This window comes from Clostridium disporicum (assembly GCF_001405015.1).
In the GTDB taxonomy this organism is placed as follows: Bacteria; Bacillota; Clostridia; order Clostridiales; family Clostridiaceae; genus Clostridium; species Clostridium disporicum_B.
This window is the reverse complement of sequence record NZ_CYZX01000049.1, coordinates 1-1704: the sequence shown is the minus strand read 5'-3', so window position 1 is coordinate 1704 and position 1704 is coordinate 1. Positions and strand designations below refer to the sequence as shown.

At 30.0% G+C, this 1704-nt stretch carries 2 protein-coding genes; both read right to left on the bottom strand.

The annotated features are described in order from the left end of the window. Positions 1 to 357: 357 nt before the first annotated feature. A complete protein-coding gene (locus ARA56_RS16195; protein WP_032116763.1) occupies positions 358 to 867 on the bottom strand; it encodes a GNAT family N-acetyltransferase in 510 nt (169 codons plus the stop codon). A 93-nt stretch (positions 868 to 960) separates the two neighbouring features. Continuing rightward, positions 961 to 1704, bottom strand: a 744-nt coding sequence (locus tag ARA56_RS16190) for a recombinase zinc ribbon domain-containing protein (RefSeq protein ID WP_172675786.1), incomplete at its 5' end; no start/stop codon positions are given.

The following is a 1704-nucleotide window of genomic DNA, read 5'->3' as shown; positions in this document are numbered from 1 at the left end:
AAGTTTTTCATATTATTACTATGCGCAAAAAAGGAAGTTCAAATTCGAACTTCCTTTTCTTTATCGGCAAATATCAAATTTTTTTTGATACAGCCCCATGTTGCGAGATAGTCCGTAAGCGGAGTTCTGTAAAATATTATAAGTAAATCTTATCGTATTTAATCATATCTTCTTGAACTGAGACCCTTGAAAAATCAAGGGTCTCTATCTCTTCTTACATTTTATTGTATCTTTTTGATTTATAGTTTTGTTGCAAAAATGTTGCAATCTATTAAAAAATCACTTTTACTTATGATACGATTCTCCGTATCAGTAATAAGTGAGATTTTCTATCTATACAAACTAGAAGTTATCACATTACATTTGCTTCCTAAATACAAACATCCCCTGTCCTCCATCACCAATAAAATCTTCTGGCATATCAGCTCCAGGATTTTTTTCATTTAAAAATTCTACTATATGAAATCCACATCTATTTACATAAAAATGAATGTTTCTTCTCTCAAAATAAGGTGTACAAGTTTCCCATACCTTTGTTTCCGGATGTAATTTTTCAATTTCATCCCACATTCTCTTACCAATACCTTTACTATGAATACCACACTTAACATAAAACAAGTCGAGATGATTATGCTGAGCTTCTTCATCAATTACTACAATAGCACCTCCAACCATTTCACCATCAACAACTGCTTTATATGCAACTGAACCCTTAGCTTTCAAAGAATGGTTAATATCTCTTTCAGGAAGAATAATATCTTCAGTCTTACCAAAAACATCTTCAAATCCTTTTTGGAATGCTTCTTGCATATCTACTTTATATTGAGTTAAGTCTTCATTAGTAAGAGTAACAATAGAAAAATTCATTCTAACACCTCCAAAAATTTTAATTTATCTAGTGAATATAATATTTACATATGATTAAATTATAATATTTATATATAACAACCTCAATATTCTCTATATAGCAATATCTAAATTCAATACACTCATACCAATATTTCTTAACATAAAAGAAGAAGGAGTACCCTTTATAGATACTCCTTCTTCTTTACTTATATAATCAACCAAGTTATCATTTATTTTTAGTTTTATTGAATCTATCTCCCTTGCTTCATTTATAGTTATTTCTGATATTATCATATGAAGCAATTTCTTCTGTTGCTCTCTAGTTGCACTCTCTGTTAGAACTTTACTAAAATTCTCTAGTATGCTCTTTATGAACTCATAAGGTATTTCTTCACTTACATCATCCGAAAGTGTAACTAGAAGTGGTTCTTTTTCCTCTTGAAGACTTTTAGCTCTCTTGTTTAGCTCATCTTTTCTCTCCTTGAACTCTTCCTTAGATATTATCTCTTCTTCATATGCTTCAAAAAGCTTAGTTTTCTTCCTATCTATCTTTTCAAGCTCCTTATCTATTCTTTCTAGCTCTTTCTTAGCTGGACTTATCTTTTTATGTCTTTCTTTATTAATGTTATTTACTATAGATTTAACCATTTTCTCATTAGAAAGTAATTCTGAAATCCTATTGAATACATATTCATTAGCTTTATCAACTCTTATTGTATTAGAATTACATACGCTTGTACCTTTATTCTTCCATGCTCCACAACAGTAGTAAGCTATTCTCTTCTTAGTTCCATCAGCTAACTTATTAGTAGTTCTTGAAATCACCATACCAGCCCCACACTTAGGACACTTTAG

Excerpts from the sequence above, each read along its gene's own strand:
- ARA56_RS16195 (WP_032116763.1), bottom strand. The coding sequence starts at position 867 with ATGAATTTTTCTATTGTTACTCTTACTAATGAAGACTTAACTCAATAT.